General features: G+C 72.8%; 11 protein-coding genes (1 of these 11 running past the window's edge). All 11 read right to left on the bottom strand.

Features of this window, described 5'->3' with window-relative positions:
- Positions 1–123: 123 nt before the first annotated feature.
- Positions 124–3,321 carry an AAA family ATPase gene (locus tag ACIHIX_RS33295; protein WP_399962753.1) on the bottom strand — a complete coding sequence of 1,066 codons (3,198 nt, stop codon included), beginning with the start codon at positions 3,319–3,321 and terminating at the stop codon, positions 124–126.
- A gap of 313 nt (positions 3,322–3,634) precedes the next feature.
- Complete coding sequence (locus ACIHIX_RS33290; RefSeq protein ID WP_399962751.1) at positions 3,635–4,606, bottom strand: streptomycin biosynthesis protein; 972 nt, start codon at positions 4,604–4,606, stop codon at positions 3,635–3,637.
- Between the two features lie 376 nt (positions 4,607–4,982).
- Entirely contained in the window at positions 4,983–7,085 is a 2,103-nt protein-coding gene (locus ACIHIX_RS33285; RefSeq protein ID WP_399962749.1) for an ABC transporter ATP-binding protein, read from the bottom strand.
- 64 nt (positions 7,086–7,149) lie between these two features.
- Positions 7,150–7,374: an MbtH family protein gene (locus ACIHIX_RS33280; RefSeq protein WP_079306987.1), complete on the bottom strand. Its 225-nt coding sequence runs from the start codon at positions 7,372–7,374 to the stop codon at positions 7,150–7,152.
- 299 nt (positions 7,375–7,673) lie between these two features.
- Positions 7,674–8,933, bottom strand: a complete 1,260-nt coding sequence (locus ACIHIX_RS33275; protein ID WP_399962747.1) for an ABC transporter permease — start codon at positions 8,931–8,933, stop codon at positions 7,674–7,676.
- Complete coding sequence (locus ACIHIX_RS33270) at positions 8,930–9,652, bottom strand: ABC transporter ATP-binding protein (protein ID WP_399962745.1); 723 nt, start codon at positions 9,650–9,652, stop codon at positions 8,930–8,932. The genes ACIHIX_RS33275 and ACIHIX_RS33270 overlap by 4 nt, the downstream gene beginning before the upstream one ends.
- The gene (locus ACIHIX_RS33265) at positions 9,649–10,971 is read right to left on the bottom strand and encodes a peptidoglycan-binding protein (RefSeq protein ID WP_399962743.1); all 1,323 of its coding nucleotides are present in this window, start codon (positions 10,969–10,971) and stop codon (positions 9,649–9,651) included. The genes ACIHIX_RS33270 and ACIHIX_RS33265 overlap by 4 nt, the downstream gene beginning before the upstream one ends.
- Positions 10,968–11,528 carry a hypothetical protein gene (locus ACIHIX_RS33260; protein ID WP_399962741.1) on the bottom strand — a complete coding sequence of 187 codons (561 nt, stop codon included), beginning with the start codon at positions 11,526–11,528 and terminating at the stop codon, positions 10,968–10,970. Before ACIHIX_RS33260 ends, ACIHIX_RS33265 begins: the two co-directional genes overlap by 4 nt.
- An 86-nt stretch (positions 11,529–11,614) precedes the next feature.
- Positions 11,615–11,902, bottom strand: coding sequence for a ferredoxin (locus tag ACIHIX_RS33255; protein ID WP_399962738.1), 288 nt, complete (start codon positions 11,900–11,902; stop codon positions 11,615–11,617).
- 5 nt (positions 11,903–11,907) lie between these two features.
- A complete protein-coding gene (locus tag ACIHIX_RS33250) occupies positions 11,908–13,077 on the bottom strand; it encodes a cytochrome P450 (RefSeq protein WP_399962736.1) in 1,170 nt (389 codons plus the stop codon).
- A 7-nt stretch (positions 13,078–13,084) separates the two neighbouring features.
- A protein-coding gene (locus ACIHIX_RS33245) for a non-ribosomal peptide synthase/polyketide synthase (protein WP_399962734.1) crosses the window boundary here: on the bottom strand, positions 13,085–19,924 show its end. 21,708 nt of this gene lie beyond the right edge of the window; 6,840 of the gene's 28,548 nt are visible here — the last part of the coding sequence; the start codon falls outside the window, past its right edge — the gene reads right to left on this strand; it ends in the stop codon at positions 13,085–13,087.

The raw sequence follows: 19,924 nt of genomic DNA, 5'->3' as shown, positions 1-19,924 counted from the left end.
GATTCGGTATTGGCAGGTTGATTTCGGCATCCAGAATCACACGATCGCAATCCTGGTCACAACTCTGTCCAACAGCCCGAAACCGTCACTTGGACGGGGACTTATTCACCTTGCTTTCAGAGATCAGGAGACCTCGGAAAGTCCGGTGATTGACGCCGGTAGATCCGCTCTGCCACGCACCTTCAATTTCCGGTATATTTTCGTGAGGTGCTGTTCCACGGTGCTGACCGTGATGGAGAGCCGGTCGGCGATATCCCGGTTGGTGCGGCCGGCGGCGGCGAGCGCCCCGACCCGGAGTTCCGCGTCGGTGAGTTCGGCCAGCGGCGCGGGCAGCGCGTCCCGGCCTGGCGGCGACGGCGCGTCCCATCGCGCGCCCGGCGGATCCATGGGCTCGGGCACGTCGGCCGGTGCCCGCGCCGCGCGGCGCGCGCTCTCCGCCTCGGCCCGGGCCCGCTCCCGTTCCAGACCGTCGCCGCAGGCGTCGAGGACCCGCACCGCCTCCTCCAGCAGCCGCAGCCGGTGCCGGGGCGGGCTCACGGCCGCGAGATGGCGCAGGGCGGTGCCGCGGGCCCGGCTGGGCCGGTCGCCGAGCCGGGCGAGGTGTTCCTCGACCCGTTCCCGGGCGCGTTGCCGGTCGCCCAGCGCGATGAGGGCGGCGACCGCGTCGTTGCGCCAGTCCACCAGTTCCGGGGCGTCGAGCTGCCACTTCGCCATCAGCTCGCCGCACGACTCGAAGTCCCGCAGGGCCGCGCGCGGCCGGTTCAGGGCGAGGCGGAAACGGCCCAGGGCGTGGAGGTAGGGCAGGGCGAAGGGCGTGCCGAACATGACCATCGGAACAGGCACGTCGAGACAGGCCCGCGCGGTCTCGACGTCGCCGCGCTCGGTCGCCGCGCGGATCGCCAGGGCCAGCGGCAGACCGATCGCGATGCCCCAGGCCTCGGCGCTGACCAGGTCGAGCGCGGTGCCGGCGGCCTCGGCCGCGGCGGCGACATCGCCCCGGCCCAGGGCCGCGGCCGCCCGGATCGTCTCCAGCAGCGCGCGCCCCATGGGGAGCCGCCGGTTGCGGGGGTCCTCCAGCAGCCGCTCCGCCCGGAGCATCGTGTCGTCCAGTCGCTGGGCCCCGGTCAGGTAGATCAGCGCCACCAGGGGGTCCGCGAACGGGCTGACCGTGCCGCTGCCGCGCAGCAGCCGGCCCGCGGGCCGGTCCTTCTCGGCCGCGACGAGGCCGGCGCCGAGGGTGAGGAACGCGTGCGGCGCCATCGCGGCGGGGGTGGCGGTGACGGCACCGGTTTGTGTGCGGTCGGTCGTGAAGTCCGTCGTACGGTCCGTCGCGCCGTCGGTCGTGCGGGTGCCGCGTCGCAGGCCGGGGCAGCAGAAGGACAGCCAGAGCCGGACGAGGGCGGAGTCCGAGCGGGAGACGGCAGGGGGGTACCCCGCGGTGTCCCAGGCGTGCTCGGCGCCGGCGTCGCAGGAGCGCTCGGCGCCCTGGCCCCAGCCATGCTCGGCACCGGCGCGCCGACCCTGCTCCGAACCGCCGGTGTCCCGACCCTGCTCCCGACCCCCGCTGCCCCGACCCTGCTCCGAACCGCCGGTGTCCCAGCCCTGCTCCGAACCCTCACTGCCCCAGCCCTGCTCCGGACCCCCGCTGCTCCGAACCTGCTCCGAACCCCCGCTGCTCCGGCCCTGCTCCGAACCGCCCGTGTCCCAGCCCTGCTCCCGACCCCCACTGCCCCGCCCCTTCTCCGAACCGCCCGTGTCCCAGCCGTGCTCGGGGCCACCGGTGCTGCCCCAGCCCTGCTCCCGACCCCCGCTGCCCCAGCCCTGCTCCGGACCGCCCGTGCCCCAGCCGTGCTCGGGACCGGTGTCCCAGGCATGCCCGTGCCCCGCCCCTTCGCGTGCCTCGATGATCCGCAGCAGGTCGTCGGCCTGAGTGAACTCGCCCCGCCACACCTTCTGCTTCACCACGACCAGGGCGTCGGACCCGGTCAGCAGCCCCGCGCGCACCATCCGGCTGAGCTGCGGGAGGTACCGGGACGTCTTCACGGGGTCGATGGACCACTGGGCCTCCGCGAGGGCGGCGATCACCTCCGCCTCCTGGTCGGCGTCCCGGCAGAGCCGGGAGGCGTGCCGCAGATGGTCGACGCCGGCGCCGATGTCACCCGCGGCGAGGGCCTCGCGCGCCGCCTCACGGAGGATGTCGAGCTGCCAGGGGGCCTTGGCCGAGTCGTGTGCCGCGAGCAGTTGCCTGGCCACCACCGCGGCCGGGGCGCCGCTCTCCCGGAGCAGCTCGGCGGCGCGGGCCCGCAGGGCGGTGAGCTCCGGTCCGGGAAGGTCCGCCAGGACGGTCAGCCGGGCGCGTTCGTGGCCGAACCAGCCGCCCGAGAACAGACCGGCCGCGCGCAGTTCGGTGATGCTCCAGCGCACGGAGGTCGCGTCCGCCCCGAGAAGGGCGCCGATCAGCGCCGGGGTGACCGAGTCGCCGAGCACCGCGGCGGCGCGCGCGACGGCGAGCAGGGTCGGCTCGCCTCGGTGCAGACAGCGCAGGAAGGCGTTGCGGAACGCCTCCTGGGGCCTGGGGGCGCCCCGCTCCGCGGCCTCCGCCGGGCCGCGCCCGGCGGTGTCCTCGGCCAGTGCGTCCAGCAGCAGGGGGTTCCCGCCGCTCGCCCGGGCCCACGCCTCGGCGTGCTGCGGCAGCGCGGCGCGCGTCGCCGGATGCCCGGCCAGATACGCGGCGACCCCGTCGACGGTGAGCGGTCCGATCCGCAGCCGCCGGCAGTGGGGCAGATGCAGGGTCTCGGCGTGCAGGGTGGCGAGGGCGCGGTCGTGGCCGGCGGTCTCGGTCAGGACCACCAGGACGGGCAGCGCGTCGATGCGTCGTACGAGATAGCGCAGACATTGCAGTGACGCCTCGTCGGCGAAGTGCACGTCGTCGACGTGCAGGACGAGCGGCCGGTGCCCGGCCAGTTCGGCGACGGAGCGGTGGATGCGCTGCATGAGCGCGCGCGGCACGCGTCCGCTCGCCTCCGCGGCCTTCGTGAGCTCGGTGGCGGCCGGTGGTCCGTCGGCCGCGCCCGTCGCCCGTATCGCGGTTACCAGTTGGTCGATCAGGCCCAGTCGGTCAAGGCTCTCGCTCGCGGCGCCGGTCACCGGCAGGAAGGTTCCTCCCCGGTCGACGACCTGCCCGGCGAATGCGCGGACCAGGGCGGTCTTGCCGCAGCCCACCGGGCCGTTGACGACGACCAGGGCTCCCTTTCCGGCCAAGCACTCCTCGTAGAGCTCTCGTAGCAGACCGAGTTCTACGTCCCTTTCGGTGAGCTTCACAGGTACCCCCCGTACCTACGCTGACCCGTGAGTATTTGAGGTCAGAACAAACCGTCTCCGACCTGCAACTACTTCGCCAGGATACCGGCTCATTAGCGCCAGCACGGCAGGATTTCAGCCACCCGGCGGGGGCAATGGGGGCGATTTTCGGACAGCGATCGGCCGATAATCCACGGGGAAATCAAAGGCAGGACACAGAATCCACCGGTGAATAACGGGCGGGCCATTTACGCCAGCTCACCGGCAGCGTCAATCCGGAAAACCGTCGCGAAAGCGGCAACTTTCGCGACGGTCGACATTCCGGAGTCCGTTCTCAGCCGATCTGTGCGACGTCGTCCCTGACCCGCTCGGCGAAATCCGACCAGAGGTCGGCGAACTGCCGGGCGAGATCGGCCACGATGTCGCTGCAGTGCGGCGGGACGTTGCTGACGATCGCCTCCCACTCCTCCTTGCGCAGCGAGTGCAGAACGAGGAGGCGCAGCAGATTGCGGCCGGTCTCGGTGAAACGCAGGGCCGGGTCGGCCTTCAGCCGCTTGATCAGCACGGCACGGTCGGGCGCCGACGCCATGTCCGGACGGGTACGGGGAGCGGGCCGGGCGAGCCGCAGCGCCCCGAACTCCCCGCGCCCGGGCGGCTCCCCGGGCTCGGCCTCCGCCTGCTTGCGCCGGCGCTGCCGGGGCAGCGGGTCCTCGCCGTTGCGCAGCCGGTTGCGGACGTCCCTGGCGGTCTCCGGGGATATCCCGGCCGCCCGTGCGACCTGACGCAGTGACAGCTCCGGGTTCTCCGTGAGCAGTTCACCGGCCAGGATGCGGCCGGTACTGCCGTCGACCGGCCGCAGTCTGCCGTCCTGGCCGAGCCGTCGTCCCTCCGGGCCCGGCAGTTGGACGACCCGCCTGCGGATCTCGCCGACGGTCCCGGGGGCGATCCCGGTGACCGAGGCGACCCTGCGGTCCGACCACTGCGGATGGGAGACGACGATGCGCTCGGCGGCGCGCTTGCGGTCGGCCAGCGCCAGCGGCAGGCCGTGGTGGACATTGAGTTGGACCGCGAGGACGAAGGCCGCGGCCTCGTCCCCGTCGAAGAACCGGGCGGCGATCGTGTTCTCGCCGCGCAGCCGGGCGGCCTTCAGCCGGTGGTAGCCGTCGATGACCCGCATCGTCGGCCGGTGGACCATGATCGGCGGCAGCGGGTTCTGCGCTGCCGCGAGTACCTGAATGTGCTCCGTTCTCTCCCCCGCCAACCGCGGTGATCCGGACAGGCTCAACGAGCCGATCTCGACCTCCACGACGGGCTGCTGACTTATTGCTCCCTCGGACTCCACCCCAGCTCCTTACATCCCCACGCTGCTGCGAAAGGCGGTTGCCGTCCACGAAGAAGAATTTCTCGTCCGAACACGCTTTCTGCCGAAAATCCATCGCCGGTGGCCAGAATGTGGGGGGAGCGATTTCACAAGGTCGACATTTGCATGCTTCAGATGTGACCGAAATTAACAGTCCGACATCCTGGGCGAAACCCCTGCGGTTCGAGCCGGCCTCCCCCCTACCTCTAGGGGGTGTGGACGCGAACGGGACGAACGCGCTGGACAAAGAGGTGCCCGCGACGCCGTGGGAGCGTCGCGGGCACCGGTGTCGCGGGCCGTACTCATGTGTCGCGGACCGTACTCACTGGGGTCGGGGACCTCCCGGACCGCCGGGCCCCTGGGGGCCGGGACCGAAGACCATCGGCCGCGGTCCGGGGCCCTGGCCGGGTCCCGGCATCCCCGGCATCCCCGGCCCACCGGGCCCACCGGGCCCTTCGGGGCCGCCGGGGCCGAAGAACACCGGCCCTCCGTGGCCGTGGCCCACCGGCTCCGGAACCCGCTGCTGCGGCATCTCCTCGACCTCGGCCGGCTCGTCGTCGGCGAGGGCCGGTGCGGCGAACTGCGTGCGGTACAGCTCGGCGTAGAGCCCGCCGAGCGCGAGCAGTTCGTCGTGGGTGCCGCGCTCCGCGATCCGCCCCTGGTCCAGGACGATGATCTGGTCCGCGTCCCGGATGGTGGACAGCCGATGCGCGATGACCAGCGAGGTGCGGCCCGCCAGCGCGGTCTTGAGGGCCAGTTGCAGGGCGGCCTCGGACTCGGAGTCCAGGTGCGCGGTCGCCTCGTCGAGCACCACCACGGGCGGGGCCTTGAGCAGCAGCCGGGCCATGGCGATGCGCTGCTTCTCGCCTCCGGAGAGCCGGTAGCCGCGGTCGCCGACCATGGTGTCCAGGCCGTCGGGCAGGGAGGCGACGAGCCGCCAGATCTGGGCGGCCCGGCAGGCCGCGACCAGTTCCTCCTCGGTGGCGTCCGGGCGGGCGTAGAGCAGGTTCTCCCGGATGGTGGTGTGCAGCAGATGCCCGTCCTGGGTGACCATGCCGACCGTGTCGCTCAGCGACTGGAGCGTCAGGTCGCGCACATCGCGGCCGTCGATGAGGACGGTGCCCTCCTCCGGGTCGTACAGCCGCGGCACCAGATGGGTGACGGTGGTCTTGCCCGCCCCGGACGGGCCGACCAGCGCGGTGAGCTTGCCGGCCGGCACGGTGAAGCTGAGGTCGCGCAGCGCCCAGCTGCCGCCCTCGCGCTCGGGCGTCGGCGTGGCGAAGTCCTCCAGCGAGGCCAGCGAGACGTCGGCGGGCCGCGGGTGCCGGAACGACACCCCGCGGAACTCGACGCCGGGAGCCGTGTCGCGGGTCGCGGCGGGCGGCAGCGCCACCGCGTCGGGCTTCTCGGTGACCAGCGGCTTCAGATCGAGGATCTCGAAGAGCCGGTCGAAGCTGACCAGCGCCGTCATCGCGTCGGCCTGGGCGTTCGACAGCTGGCCCACCGGTGCCATCAGCCGGGTGAGCAGCGTGGCGAGGGCGACCAGGGTGCCGACCTCGAAGACGCCGTTCACGGAGAGCGTCCCGCCGACGCCGTAGACCACGGCGGTGGCGATCGAGCCGATGAACATGCTCGACAGGAAGAGCAGCTTCATCGACACCGAGTTGCGCACCCCGATGTCCCGGCCGCGGGCGGCGAGCCGCGCATAGCCGGCGGTCTCCCGGTCCGGGCGGCTGTAGAGCTTGGCGAGGAGCGCGCCGGCGACGTTGAACCGCTCGTGCATGAGCGAGCCCATCTCGGCGTTGACCTGCATGTGCCGCCGGGCCAGGCCCTGGAGCCTGCGGCCGACGAGCCGGCCGGGAAGGATGAAGAACGGGACCAGTACCAGGGAGATCAGGGTGATCGTCCAGGACAGGTAGAACATCGTGCCGAGCACGACCAGGACGGTCAGCGCGGCGGAGACCACCGTGGAGAGCATCTGGGTGACCGCCTGCTGGGCACCGATCACATCGGTGTTCAGCCGGCTCACCAGCGCGCCGGTCTGGGCGCGGGTGAAGAAGGCGAGCGACTGGCGCTGCACATGGTCGAAGACCTGCACCCGCAGGTCGTAGACCAGGCCCTCACTGACCTTGGCGGAGAACCAGCTCTCCCCGAACCCCACCAGTGCGGCCAGCACCGCGACCGCGGCGGCCGCACCCGCGAGCCAGGCCACGGTCCGGTTGTCACCGGCCATGATGCCGTCGTCGATCAGGTACTTCAGGAGCAGGGGCGGGGCCACCGCGCACAGGGCGTTCAGCGTGGTGCAGACCACGAGAAAGCCGATGGAGCGGCGGTGCCCGCGGGTGTACGGGATGATTCTCTTCGTCGTTCCGGGCTTCGCCCGCTGGGTGTTGTTCGAGGAATCCGGTCCGTCGGACCGGATCATGACGGGTCCGCCCATCATGGCCACAGGTACTCCCTGGGTAGCGTCGCTGCGGTCGGGCGGGCCACTAGCGGGCCGCCTCGGTCTCCTTCATCGCGTCGATGAGGCTCTGCGGACGGAGATCCGTCCAGCTCTCCTCCACATAGGCGAGGCATTCCTTGCGCGAGGCCTCTCCGAAAACGAGCCGCCAGCCGTTCGGAATTTCAGCGAATGCAGGCCACAACGAGTGCTGATTTTCCCTGTTCACGAGCACCAGAAAGGTCCCGTCTTCATCATCGAACGGGTTCGCCATAGTCACTCCCGCGGATCGAATTTAATTCCCCGATGGATAGGAAAACCTTAGCCCGACGCATTGGGCCGAACAAGGTTCACCAATTCCGGGAACAATCCGCGGCAATAGATATTCACTTTTCGTGGAGGGCGGGGCGGAGCCGGACCACAGTCTGACCTGCGCACGTCCCGCGCGACAGGGTCGTCCAACCGGCCGACCCGGGCAGTTGGACACCGGACGACCGGGGTGCGGCGCCCCCGCCGGCGGGGGATGGCGACGAAGGCGCCGCGGTCCGGAATGTCAAGCCACCGTCCAGGCGGCTAGTTGGTCGCGAGGGCCTCCGTCGGAGGGAGCCGGGCCGCTCGGACCGCGGGGTAGAAGCCGGCCAGCCCGCCGATGGCGAGGGTGGCGGCGAGTCCGCCGGCCATCGCCCACAGCGGCACCAAGGCGGCCCAGCCCTGGTAGGCGGCGTAGCCGTCGGTCACCCCGATGCCCAGCAGCACCCCGCCCACCCCGCCGAGCCCGGACAGCAGCAGCGCCTCGGCGAGGAACTGGATCCTGATCTGGCCCCGGGTGGCACCGAGCGAGCGGCGCAGTCCGATCTCGGAGCGGCGTTCCAGCACCGAGATGACCATCGTGTTGGCCACCCCGACCCCGCCGACCAGCAGCGCGACCCCGCCGAGGCCCAGGAGCAGCCCGCTCAGCGACTTGTCCGCGGCGTGCTTGGCGGCCAGCGCGTCGGAGGGGCGGGAGACGTTGACCTCGTTGGGGTCCTCCGGGGAGACCGTCGGGCCCAGCACGCTGTGCACCTTCTCGACGTCCTCGTCCTTGGCCCGCGTGTAGACCGTCGTCGGGTAGCCGTCGAAGGACAGTTCCTTCTCCGCCACCGTCCAGCCCACGAAGGCCTGGGTGTCAAGGGCGGGCAGCAGTTCGTTGGGGGCCAGCAGACCCACCACGGTGAACCAGCGGTTGCCGAGCCACACCTGGACATCCGTCCCGGCCCGGTGGACGCCGAGGCTCCGCGCGGTCTCCGCGCCCAGCACCACGGCCGGGTAGCGGCTGTTGGCCTCGTTGAGCCAGCGGCCGTCGACGATCTTCCCGCCGATGGAACGCAGCAGGTCGGTACGGGCCGCGCTGACCGTCAGACCGCCCGACTCCACCGCCGGGACCCGGTCGTTGCGGTAGAGCTTCGCGTCCGTGGTGCCCGTCGCGGACGCCGAGATCACCTCGGGCCGGTTCGCGATCATGGCGACGGCGTCGTCCGACAGATGGGCGTTGTCGCCGGTCATGGTGGTACCCGGGGCGACGGTGAGCAGATTGGTACCGAGGGCCGCCAGCTGCTTGTTCAGATCGTTCGTCGACGAGGTGGAGATACCCACCACGCCGATCATCGCGGCGATCCCGATCGCGATACCGAGGGCGGACAGGAAGACCCGCATCGGCCGCGACCGCAGACCCCAGCCGCCCACCCGGGCCACGTCCGACAGGCTCAGCCGGGCCGCCCGGGGGCGCGGCGGCGGGGGCAGATCGGCCCAGGGCCGCTGCCGTTCGGCCGGCAGCGCCGAATACGCCGTACTCATCGCTCCACCCCCGTGTGCGCCAGGGCCCGGGGCCCCGGTGATCCCGAGTCGTGCTCGATCCGGCCGTCCCGCACCCTGACCTCGCGCGGCAGGGACGCCGCGATGTCCCGGTCGTGGGTGATGACGACGACCGTCGTCCCGGCCTCGTGCAGCTCGTGGAGCAGCTCCATCACCACCGTGCCCGAGCGGGAGTCCAGCGCGCCGGTCGGCTCGTCGGCCAGCAGCAGCGGCGGATCGCCGACCACCGCGCGGGCGATCGCCACCCGCTGCTTCTCACCGCCGGACAGCTGCTGCGGCTCGTGGTCGAGCCGGTGTCCCAGGCCCACCCTGCGCAGCGCCACCTCGGCGAGCCGGCGCCGCTCCCGGCGCGGCCGGCCGCTGTACAGCAGACCGTCCGCGACGCTGTCGAGGGCGGGCACCCCGGCGGCGAGATGGAACTGCTGGAAGACGAAGCCGATGGTGCCGGCCCGCAGCGCCGACAGCTCACGGTCGTTGAGGGAGTCCACCGGATGCCCGGCGATCGCCACCGTCCCCGAGGTGGGCCGGTCCAGGGTGCCCATGATGTTGAGCATGGTGGACTTGCCCGAGCCCGACGGGCCGACGACCGCGAGCATCTCGCCGCGGTGGACCACCAGGTCCGCCTCGACCAGCGCGGCCACGTCCCCGTACGACTTGCCGACCCCGGTCAGCTCGATCACCGGGTGGGCGGTGACGGTCACTTCGGGACCCCCACGACCGTGCCCTCGGTGATGCCGCTGCCGGAGACCTCGACCATGCCGTTGCCGAACGTGCCGAGCTGCACCTTGCGGTACTCCGACGTCGACCCGGTCACCACCTCGACCGCGTAACCGCCGCCCGGCAGCGCGAACAGGGCGCTGATCGGCACCGCCAGCACGTCGGCGCGGGTCTCGGCCGCGAACTCGACGCTGACGGAGGCGGCCTGGTAGGCGCCGAGCTTCTTGGCGTCCTGGACCTTCAGCTCCACCGGGACGGTGGCGTTCGAGGAGCCCGAGCCCGAGGAGTTCTGCTGGTCCTGGCCCCCGCCCGCGGAGTCACCGGAGGACGTCGGCGTGCCGATCTCCGTCACCACGGCGGTCACCGTGGTGTTGTCCGGCAGCGTGACGGTCGACTTGCCGCCCTTCTTCGCCAGGTCCGCGTACTGCACCGGAAGGTCGACGGAGATGACCCGGTCGGTGCCCGTCCAGGTGAGCACGTCACCGGTGAGGCTGTCGCCGACGGCGAGCTCCGCCTTGGCGACCCGCCGCGCGCCGGACGCCACCACCGCGTCGCCGGCCGTCACCTGCCCGGTCTCGGTGCGGCCCAGGTCGTCCTGCCACTCCTCGACGGCGGCGGCCGTGTCCGAGGTGTAGTCGTCGTCCGCCGTGAAGCCGTCGTAGCCGAGCGCCTTCAGGTTCTTCTCCAGCATCTTGACGTCGCTGCCGCTGACGCCCGGCTTCAGCGTCCGGTACAGCGGCACCGAGCCGTAGAGGAGCGGCACCGACTGCTGGTTGACCTTGTAGACCGGCTTTCCGCGGGTGACGGTGTCGCCGTCGGAGGGCATCCAGGTGACGATCCCGGCGCCCGCCCCGCCACCGCCCTGCGCCTGCCCGGACTGCGCCGAGCCGGACCCGGCCGGGGCCTGCACGGCCACCGTGTCGCCGTACCCGAGCTGGCCGTCCAGGGCCTGCGAGCTGGTCAGCGTCGTCCGCTTGACCTGGGTCGTGGCGGGCGGCCCGGACGGCGCCTTCGCCTCGGGGTCATCGTCCCCGCCGCCGAACACCCCGAGGGCGGCACCCGCCGCGACCGCGGCGACCACCACCACACACGCGGTGACCAGGACGACGCGCATCCCGCGGCGCCGGCGGCGCCGGTCCACCGGCTCCGGGTCCACGGCGGCGCCGCTCCCGTCGAAAGAGGGGGAGGGGACGGCATCGGGCCGCAGCTCCAGTTCCCCGCCCTCGACGCCCGGCGCTTCTGCGAGGTCCGGCGCTTCGTGGGAGACCGTCCGCGCGACGGTCCCCTCCTCCTGACTGGTCACTGCTGCGGCCCTCCCATGAAGGCGAGCGTGCCGCCGGGCCGGATGCTGTAGCAGGCCTCCGCGGCCTTGGAGAACTTGGGATCGTCCCGCCCGGACAGTCCGGCCGCGTTGGCGTCGATGACGATCGTGTTCCCGTTCACCTGGGGGTCCGAGAAGCCCGGCACACCGTTCTCACGGATGCACTTCGCCCAGGCCGCGACCTTCGTCGCGTCGAAGGCGCGGCTGCCCGCGGCGTCACCGGTGTCGCCCTGGTACAGCAGGCTCTGGCAGGCGGACTGGGCCGACTTGAAGGTCGGCGAGTTCTGGTCGACGCCCTGCGGGATGACGAGCTTCACGCCGCCCCCGCTGTCCTTCTCCGGGTCCGGGAACTCCGAGACACCGTGCTCCCGCATGCACTTCGCGTAGGCCACTCCGGCACTGTCGGAGCCGCCCGCACTGGCGGAGGAGTTCACGCCGCCCTCGCTGGTCACGTTCGCGTCCTTGTCGCCCGACGAACAGCCGGCGAGAAGTACTCCCGCTGTCGCCACGGACAGCACCGCCAGGAGGGGCCCGGTCACGCGCTTCTGATGGTTATTCGGCATACCAGAAGTTCTACGGGGCGCCCGGTCACACCAGGGTTGCAACGGGCGCCCCGCGGGACCGCTCAGTCAGAGGGGTCCCACCCGGCACTTCCCTGTCCGCCGGACGGCACCAGCACGATGGCGCGGGCGGGACAGCGGGACGCGGCCGTGCGCAGCGCCGACAGCGCCTCCGGGCCCGCCTCCCGCACGCGCTGCACCACCAGGCCGTCGTCCTCCGACTGGTCGAAGAACTCCGGCTCGAACAGCGCGCAGGCGCCCGAGCCCACACAGCTGTCCCGGTCCACCTGGATCTCCACCCGGGCCGTGACCATGGGCTCCGTGCTGTCTGCCGTGTCCGCCGTGTCCGCCACCGGTCTCACCACAGGACCGGCAGCGTCTCGACGCCGAACTGCGGTGCCAGCGACCTGAACCGCAGCTCCTCCACCCCGGTGCCCAGCCGCAGCCCGGGGAACCGCTCCAGCAGCCCCGTCAGCGCGATGCGCAGCTGAAGCCGCGCCAGTGCCGCGCCCAGGCAGAAGTGCACGCCGAAGCCCAGCGCCAGGTGGTTTCCGGGTTCCCGGGCGATGTCCAGCCGGTCGGCGGTGCCGTCGTCGCCGCCGTAGGGGCAGCGGTTCGCGGCGAACACCGAGCACGACACCACCTCACCGGCCTTGATCAGCTCCCCGCCGATCTCCACGTCCACCAGTGCGGTACGCGGCGACACGGAGGCCACCACCGACACATAGCGCAGCAGCTCCTCCACCGCCCGGTCCATCAGCTCGGGCCGCTCCCGCAGCAGGGCCAGCTGATCGGGATGGCACAGCAGCGCCAGCACCCCGAGGCCGATGGTCTCCGCCGTGTTCTCGATCGAGCCGTTGGCGACGCTCTCGCAGATGCCGGCCACCTCCTCGTCCGACACCGCGTCCCCGTGCTCCCGGATCAGCATCCCGGCCAGGCCCTCACCCGGATCGCGGCGCTGGGCCGCGGCCAGTTTCCGGAAGTGCCCCACGTACTCCGAGGTCGCCGGGTGCCGGCGGGGGCTGTGCCCGGACGCCCGGTGGTCACCGAGCCGGGACAGCTCCGACAGGTCGTCGCGGGGCAGGCCGATCAGCTCGGCGAGGATCAGGCCCGACACCGGCCGGGCGAAGTACCGCATCAGGTCGGCGGGCCGCCCGGCCCGCTCCAGCACCTCCAGCCGCTGGTCCACGATGCGCGCCATCATCGGCTCCAGCGCCTTCATCTGCCGGACCGTGAACATCGGCGCCACCAGCCGCCGCAGCCGGCTGTGCTCGGCCCCGTCGGTCTGCAACAGACTCCCCGGGTGCGGATCGGGCTTGCGGCCGTCCGGCTCGGGCGGCGGCATGCTGGAGAACCGCTCGGCGTCGGCGAGGATCTGCCGCACCACCTCGCGGTCGGTCACGATCCAGTGGGGCATCCCGCCGGGGGGCCGGAACAGCGGCGCCCGCGCGTTGAGTGCCAGCAGCTCCGGCACCGGGTCCAGGACGTTCCGGCGCTTGTCCACCGGAAGCTCGAACGACTGCGTCATGCGAGTCCTACCTCTCTGACACGGGCTTGTGGTCGGACGTGGGTGCGGGGGTCACCAGGCGCCGGGCGACCTCCCGGCCGATGGCCTCGGCGTGCGTGCCTCGGAGCATCCCGACGTGGTCGGCGGCGATCTCGAACCCCTCGATGGGCGCGGCGATGTACTGCTCCCAGGTGGTGCGTGCCGCGGCGAGCGACGTCTGGGCGAGGTCGCCCTCGGTGGCCAGGAACAGCAGCGCGCCACCGCCGAACCGCCGGGGGGTGTGGCTCTGCGCCAGCCGGATCATGTGCTCCTTCGTCTCCTCCACGTTGACCGTGAACGAGTCGGCCGGCGGGCTCGCCGCCCCCGGCCCGTCGAGCAGGGCCCGGCCCTCCTGGTCCGCCGCGCCGTCGATCCGGACACGGGTCCCGTCCACGCCGCCGGCGCCACCGCCGACGTCACCGTCGCCGGGGCCGTCGCCGTCCTGCCGGGGACCGTCCTCGTCCCTCCGGTGGTGACCGCCGGGGAACCCGTCCAGCAGCGCCAGCAGCGTGACCTCCTCGCCCCGCTCCTCCAGCTCCGCGGCGATGGCCTGGGCCAGCACCGCGCCGAAGGACCAGCCGAGCAGCTGGTACGGCCCCTCGGGCTGCACCGAGCGGATCCGGTCGACGTAGTCGGCCACCAGCTCCGGCACGCTGCCCGGCATCGCCCTGCGGTCGGTGAACCCGGGCGTCTGGAGGCCGTAGACCGGCAGATCCTGCGGCAGATGCCGCAACAGCGCGGCGTAGGACCAGGCCAGCCCCGTGCTGTGATGCAGGCAGAACAGTGGCGTACGCGATCCGCCGCTCTGCAACGACAGCAGCGCGTCGAGGTCGTCCCGCCGCCGCCCGGCCCGCCGCGGCGCCGTCAGACCGGCACCGGCGTCCAGTGCCGCGCGCGGCTGCACCAGCCCGTCCGAGGTCCACGCGGCACGCCGCCCGGTCCGCAGCATCAGATCACCACCGCGCCCGAAGGGATCGGCGACCAGGCTCCCCGCGGTGCGGGCCGGCGCCCCGGCATAGGCCCGGGCCAGCGACGGTCCCGCCACATACAGGTCCCCCGCCACACCGACCGGCACCGGCCGCAGCCACTCGTCGAGCACGTAGGCGCGGGCGGTACGGGGGAGGGAGAGCGGCGCCGGGACGGTGGTCGATGCGGAGGCCGGGGCAAGGGCGCGGTGCGGCTGCGCCAAGCGGCGGTGGGGTCGGCTCGGCGCAAGGCCCGTGGGGGCGGGCTCACGGTCCACCGGGGCCGACTCACCGTCCACCGGGGCCGCCCCGCCGTTCAGTTGCTCCTCCGCAGGCATCGCGGCGCTCTCCATCGCGACCGTGCGCCCCCCGCTCAGCGCGGCCAGCAGGCCGGTGAGGAGGTCGGTGATCGGGGTGTCGGCGCTCAGGCGGACCACGGTGGCGGTCGACTCCGTCGACGGGGAGGTCGCCCGGCGGTCGATCACCCGGCCGAGCAGTGACCGATGGTCCACCAGCTCGCCCACGAGCGTGCCGTCCGGGGTCTCCCCGGGAAGCAGCACCGCCGGCTGGGACGGCAGCGGGTCCGGCAGGACGGGGGGACGACGCAGCCGCCTGCCCCCGGCCCGGATCGCGTCCGCCACCCGCACAACGGGCACCGTCCCCGCCCCGGGCTCCTTCCCCCCGCCCGACGACAGCACGACCGCGGCCACCCGGGCGCAGCCCAGATCGGCGGCCGCCACCAAGGCCCCCGCGGGGTCGTCCGCCTCGGCGATCAGGCAGGTGGCGCCGGCCCGGAGGACACCGAGCACGGCGACCGCCCAGTCGGTGCCGGGCCGTACCGCCACCACCACGACGTCCCCCGCGCCCACCCCGCGCCGGTGCAGCCCGGCGGCGAGCCACGCGGACGCCCGGTCCAGGGCCCGGCGGCTGAGGGAGCCGTACCGGTCCTGGACGGCCACCGCCCGCGGATCGCGGGCCGCCGCCTCGGCGAGCGCCGCCGGCAGGGTGCCGTCCGGGACCTTGGCCGCACCGCGGTTCCAGTCCTCGGTCAGCTGCCGGCGCTCGGACTCGCCGAGCAGGATGTCGATCTGGCTGAGCCTCAGTTCCGGCTCGGCCGCCACCTGCCCGAGGAGACGGAGGAGACGTCGCGTGAGACCGACTGCGGTGGCCCGGTCGAACAGTTCCTCGGCGTAGTCGAGGGTGCCGTCGAGGCCGTCGGGCCCGCCGTCGTCCCGGTGCCGGTCGGTCAGCCGTACCGTCAGATCGAACCCGGACGCCAGGGCACCGAGGCCGACGAGTGAGGCGTCGAGGCCCGGGACCGCGGGCACGTCCCACTTCGCCGCGGTGTCGTCCCGGACGTCCAGGGCGACCTGGACGAGCGGATGCGGTTCACCCGGTGCCGCGTCCGCGACCCCGAGGGCCTCGGCGATCCGCGCGAACGGAACGTCCCCGGACCGCTCCGCCTCCTCGGTGGTCTCCCGGACCCGGCCGAGCATCTCCCGGAACGTCGGGTCGCCCGAGACATCGGTGCGCAGCGGCAGCAGCCCGGCGAACGGGCCCACCACGGCCTCCAGTTCACCCTCGCCCGTCGGCCGCGGCGCCACCGCTCCCAGCACCAGATCGGTACCGGCCCCCATCCGGGCGAGCAGCATCGCCAGCCCAGCGTGCACGACGGCGACCGAGGTCACACCGAGCGGCTGGGCCGTCTCCATCAGCCGGACATGCACCGGCGCCGGTACGCGCAGCGGCACCGCCCCGGTCCGCCGACCGGACCGCTCGGAGCGGGGCCGGTCCACGGGAAGGGTGATCGCGGACGGCGCGTCCGCCAGCACTTCCTTCCAGTAGGCGAGCTGATCACCGGCGACGCTCTCAGCCGACGAGCCCTCCGATTCCGCCTCCGGCTCCGCGCCCGCCAGCAGCCTGCTCTCCCACACCGCGTAGTCGGCGAACTGAAGCGGCAGCGGCGCCCGCTCCGGCGCACGGCCCTCCCAGCGCGCGCCGTACGCCACGGAGACATCGCGCACGAGGGCGTCCCGGGACGCGTCGTCGCCACCGATCCGATGCAGTACGAGAAGCAGCACATGGTCGGTTTCGGAGAGCGCGAACAGCGTGTGCGCCCAAGGGGTTTCGCGCCCGAGATCGAAGTGCCGGGCCGCACCGGCGGCCAGCACGGCGGGAAGCTCCCGCTCGGTCGCCGCGACGACCGGAAGATCCGGGCGTACGGCGGGGTCGTCGGCGTCCAGGATCCGCTGGACCAGCCCGCCGTCCGGGGTCTCGGCGAACACCGTCCGCAGGATGTCGTGCCGTTCGGCCACGTCCGCCAGCGCCGCCCGCAGCGCCTCACGGTCGAGTTCCCCGCGCAGCCGCAGGGCGACGGACGACTGGAGGGCCCGGGTGCCCGGGTCGGCCGCGGCGCGCCGCCAGAGGAACCTCTGTCCGGCCGTCGCCGGTGCCTCACCGCCCTCGTGCTCGACCGGGAGCAGCGAGGGACGCGACTTGGTGCCCAGGATGCGCGCGGCGCCGATCGGCGTCGGATCACCGAAGAACTGCTTCAGGTTCAGCTCGGCGCCGGTCTCCGACCGGACCCGGCCCGCGAGATGCATCGCCAGTGCCGAATTGCCGCCCAGATCGAAGAAGTTGCCGTCGGCGGCCACCCGGTCCACGCCCAGCACCGAGGCGAACAGGGTGCACAGCAGCGCCTCGGTGCCGTTCCGGGGCAGGAGCCCCGAGCCGTCGCTCTCCGGGTCGGGTACGGGCAGGGCGGCCCGGTCGATCTTGCCGTTGACCGTCAGGGGCAGCGCGTCGAGGACCACGACGGCCGACGGGACCATGTAGTCCGGGAGCCGGGTCGCCGCGAACTCCCGCAGGCCGCCGGCCTCCAGGGTCCCGGCCGCGGAGTCGCGCGGGAGGACGTAACCGACCAGGCGCGGATGGCCCGGGCGGTCCTCACGGACCATCGCCACCGCCGTCCTCACATCGGGGTGGCCGTCGAGAACGGCCTCGACCTCGCCCAGTTCCACCCGGAACCCACGGATCTTCACCTGCTCGTCGGCCCGGCCCACGAACTCCAGCCGGCCGTCCACCGTCCAGCGGGCCAGGTCACCGCTCCGGTACATCCGACCGCCGTTCTGATCGAACGGGCAGGCGATGAAGCGTTCCGCCGTCAGGTCGGGGCGGTTCACATACCCACGCGCCAGACCCGCACCGGCGATGTACAGCTCACCCGTCACCCCGACAGGAACAGGCCGCAACTTCCCGTCCAGTACATAGGTGCGGACATTGCCCAGCGGGCGGCCGATCGCCGGTGGGGCGTCCTCACCCGTGATGCCCTCCTCCAGCAGCACCGCGGTCGTGATCACGGTCGCCTCGGTCGGCCCGTACGTGTTCCAGAGCCGGGCGCCTTCACGCCACTTCGCCGCCAAACCGGCCTCCAGGCGCTCGGCGCCCAGGACCCAGTTGCCGATCCCGGCGACGGCGTCCGGCTCCAGCGCCCTGAGCAGCGAGGGCACCACGCTCGCCGTGCTCACCCCGGCCGCCTCGATCATCCGCGCGAGCGCCGCACCGTCGAGCCGCTCATCGGACGAGGCGATGGCCAGCGTGCCCCCGGCGGCCAGCGTGACCGCCACGTCCAACACCGCCGCGTCGAAACTGAACGACGCGAACTGCAACGCCGTGACACCGGGCTCGACGCCGAGGACGGGACGCATCGCCGAAGCCAGATTGGCCACCGAGGCATGCGCGACGGCCACACCCTTCGGCCTCCCCGTCGACCCCGACGTATAGATGACGTAGGCGAGTTGACCGGAGCCCACCTCCGGCAACGCACCGGAGTCACTCGCCAGCTCATCGAGCAGGACGGCGTCGACCTCCGCGGACAGGCGGTCGGCGGTGGCGGCCGTCACCAGTACCAGCTCGGCGTCGCTGTCCGCGGCCATGAACACCAGCCGCTCGGACGGGTACTCCGGGTCCAGCGGGACGTACGCCCCACCGGCCTTCCACACGGCGAGCATCGCCACGACCATCTCGGCACCGCGCGGCAGGCACAGCCCCACCCGGGACTCCCGGCCCACCCCACGCGCCACCAGCCCACGCGCGAGCACGTCGGACCGCGCATCCACCTCGGCGTACGACAGCGCACGCCCCTCCGACCACAGCGCGACCGCCCCCGGTGCCTCGGCCACCCGTTCCCGGAAGCCCTCCAGCACGGTCGAGTTGTCGGCCTCGCTCGCCGTGGCGTTCCACTCCGCCACGACCGCCGCCCGCTCGGCCTCCTCCAGCACCTCCACGGCGCTCAGCCGCAGCTCCGGATCGGCCGCGACCTGCTCCAGCACCCGCACCAGCCGCCCGGCCAGCCGACGGACGGTCTCCTCGTCGAAGAGATCGGCCGCGTAGAGGATCCCGCCGCCCATCCCGGCGGGCACGCCCTGCCCGGACCACCGCTCCCCCAGGGAGAACGAGAGGTCGAAGCGGGCCGCGGGGTCCTCAGCCGGCGGGACCTGCTCGACCGCCAGCCCTTCGAGATCCCACTGCGCCTCGGGCACGTTCTGGAGCGCCAGCATCACCTGGAACAGGGGACTGCGGGCCGCCGACCGCGTGGGGTTGAGCTCGTCGACGAGCTTGTCGAAGGGCACGTCCTGGTACGCGTACGCCGACAGGTCGGTCTCCCGGATGCGCGCCAGCAGATCACCGAAAGTGGGGTCACCGGAGGCATCGGACCGCAGCACGAGCGTGTTGACGAAGAACCCGGCCAGCCCCTCCAACTGCACGTCCGACCGGCCCGCGACCGGCGTGCCCACACAGACGTCCTCCCCGGCCCCCATCCGGGCCAGCAGCACCACCAGCGCGGCATGGACGACCATGAACATCGTCGCCCCGCCCCGCGCGGCCAGCTCCACGAGCCGGGCATGCGTCTCCGCGTCCACCCGTACCGGCACCTGCCCGCTGCGGAACGAGGGCATCGCCGGACGCGGACGGTCGAACGGCAGCACCGTCTCCTGCGGGGCCCCCTCCAACACCCCACGCCAGTAAGCGATCTGGCTCGCCCCCGCACTGTCCGGGTCGTCCAGCTCGCCCAGCGTCTCCCGCTGCCACAGCGCGTAATCCGCGTACTGCACCGGCAGCGGCTCCCACTCCGGCGCCCGGCCCGCGAGACGGGCGCGGTAGGCGGCCTGGAGGTCGTTGGCCAGCACCCCCATCGACCAGCCGTCGGAGGCGATGTGGTGGGCCACAAGGAGCAGGCCCCACTCCGTCTCCGAGATCCTCAGCAGCGAGGCCCGCCAGGGCAGGTCGACCCGCACGTCGAAGCCACGCCCGATCTCGTCCTGCATGAGCTCGTGCCACCGCTCACCGGCCTCGACGACCCGGAGCCGGGGTCGTCCCTCGGCACCCTCACGGATCTCCTGGTACGGCACGCCCTCCACGTCCGGGAAGACCGTGCGCAGACTCTCGTGCCGGTCGGCGAGGTCCGCCAGCGCCGAGCGCAGGGCCTCGGTGTCGACGGCGCCGGTCAGACGCAGCGCGAAGGGGAGGTTGTAGGCGGACGCCCCCGCCCCGTCGCTCTCGGTCCCCTCGATGCGGTTGAGGAACCACATGCGCTGCTGGGCGAAGGACAACGGCACCCGCTCGGGCCGCTCCCGACGCGCCAGCACCACACCCGCCGACGCCCCGGCGGTCTCGACGAGCCGCGCGACACCGGCCACGGTCGGCTCGGCGAACACCTCACGGACCCCGACGGACACCTCCAGCACCGAGCGGACCCGGGCGATCAGCCGCATCACCTTCAGCGAGTCACCACCCAGCTCGAAGAAGCTCTCCTCCGCGCCGACCCGCTCCAGGTCCAGCACCTCCGCGAACAGCGCCGCGAG

The sequence above is a fragment of the Streptomyces sp. NPDC051913 genome (assembly GCF_044593635.1).
Taxonomy (GTDB): Bacteria; Actinomycetota; Actinomycetes; order Streptomycetales; family Streptomycetaceae; genus Streptomyces.
This window is presented reverse-complemented; position numbering and strand designations above follow the sequence as displayed.